The 2,173-nt window shown below is 44.6% G+C and carries 1 protein-coding gene; it reads left to right on the top strand.

Annotation, left to right across the window (positions count from 1 at the left end; genetic code table 11):
* Positions 1 to 624: 624 nt before the first annotated feature.
* Positions 625 to 2,173 (top strand): S8 family serine peptidase (locus EO98_RS17545; protein ID WP_052735085.1); only part of this gene is annotated, 1,549 nt, incomplete at its 3' end.

Here is a 2,173-nt window from a genome sequence, read left to right as displayed (position 1 = left end):
GTTTCAAACCCACTTCATATTTACATAATGTTTAAAAAACACCCTCAGCAAAAATACTCAAAATCTAATGTCGACCTGCCGAATATAGGGTGTGCTGTGCGGATAACCTATTTTTGCATGCGTATTCTATTTCAGTCACGTTTGCAGCAAAAAATTGCTGTTAATTTTACACAGTTGAATTGAAAATTCAATAACTTTAAACCTATAGCTGTATCAGATGTAAACTTAAATTGCAGTGGTCATATTCCTTAATTTTTATTTCAAGTGAGCCCCACTTCACGATTTAATGGGCAAATTTTGAGTTTTCTGGAGAGACCATAGCCAAATATTCTTTAAATTTAGAATTTCCAGTTAAATTAATCTGTCGGACATTTAATTAAAACCATTTATATAAAATACCCATATAGTATTTTATACGAGGACACCTATTTTGTAGATGGCAATTATTGCAATTGTTTGGGATCTTAAGTTAGAGGTTGCGTATAGTTCTTTAATTTTTATCGGCAGTACCTGAATGACCGAAACCAATGCCATTTTTGAAGAACTCTAGAAAACAGTAAAAAAACTCCCGATTTAATCATGTAGAAACAGAAAAGCTAAGAATTCTTTAAGGTGAAGTAACCAATGACAGATGGTAAGATAGATAAGCAGATTTATGCTGAAGTAGTGCTCCGTTCGAAGACAGGAACATCTTTAATGAAGAATACAGCTCCACTGAGTGCAAAAAAACTTTTCTTTTACCAGGCAGAAGCTTCTGATGTGGAGGAGGCATGCAAGAAATTAAGCGATGCAGGTTTTTCCGTGATTGCTCGCAGTCAGTTTGGAATATCTATAGTTGGAACAGGGGAACTATATAAGAAATATTTCAATACAGAGATAGTTCAGCGGCCTGTTAAGACATTCTATGGCAGGGAAATGGCAGCTGAGATAAATCCCTTCTTCATGAACAAGACGCCAGAAGTGCCTGTGGAATTGGCGCCATTGGTTGATACCCTTTACATTCCTCCGACGGGGTATTTCCTCTCTGGTGAAGGGCAAATGCCTACACTGTCTTATTATCATCTCAGGCCTCCAGCCGATATATCACGTCTGACCAATGCGGATGCTGCTCATGCCCGAGGCTTCCGGGGTACCGGAGTGAAAGTTGCGATGATAGACTCCGGATTTGTGGCAGATCATGACTATTATTCCGGGCGTGGATATAATATCACAGTTCATGCTGCGGTAGGTGACCCCACTAAGGATGAAATCGGCCATGGAACAGGCATAGCATCGAACATTCTGGCAATTGCTCCTGAGTGTGAGTTCCATTTTGTAAAGATGATTGATGGGTACAATTGGGCATCAGTAGCCGCATTCCGTCTGGCAGTTTCCCTCGGAGTTAAGGTTATCACATGTAGCTGGGGGCAATCCCGTGACCCTGTCCTTGAGGCTGAAATTCAGGCCGCAGTGAATTCAGGCATTACTGTGGTCTTTGCCTGCGGTAATGGGTGTCCCATAGGGTGGCCTGGCTGCATGCCTGAGGTCATATCTGTAGGAGGGGCTTACCCCCGCCAGGACGGAACATGGGAAGCTGCGACTTATGCATCAAGTGGTGTTAATTCTCTTTATCCTAATCGGCATTGCCCTGATATAAGCGGAATCGTAGGCCACTTGCCCCGTGGGATCTTCATTGTCATGCCCACACAGAAAGGTGCCGAATTTGATGGCCTTTTCAGCGGCAGCAAATTCCCCAATGGTGATGAGACAGGGTCAGCTGATGGATGGCTTGTCGCTAGCGGCACTTCAAGTGCGGCTCCTATGGTGGCCGGTGGGGCTGCTTTGCTTCTGAATGCCAAGTCAAGTCTTATCCCAGCCGAGATTAAGCAGATGCTTATGGATACTGCTATTGATGTAAATCAGGGTTTTAGTCCATGCGGGACATCTGTCGGGGTTGGCTCTGACAGTGCCACTGGAGCTGGTATGATCGATATAGGAGCTGCAGTGAACAAAGTGGCACCTTCAGTGTGTCCAGTTGCTCCGAAGATAATATGTCCCGCTCCCATAATGTGTCCACCTGCTCCGAAGATATGCCCCCCCGGTCCTATCCGATGTCCACCTGCTCCGAAGATATGTCCCCCCGGTCCTATCCGATGTCCACCTGCTCCGAAGATATGTCCCCCCGGTCCTATCC

Origin of the sequence: Methanosarcina sp. 2.H.T.1A.6, from assembly GCF_000979455.1 — an archaeon.
In the GTDB taxonomy this organism is placed as follows: Archaea; Halobacteriota; Methanosarcinia; order Methanosarcinales; family Methanosarcinaceae; genus Methanosarcina.
The sequence above is the reverse complement of the archived record's forward strand: the minus strand, read 5'-3'. Positions and strand labels throughout refer to the sequence as shown.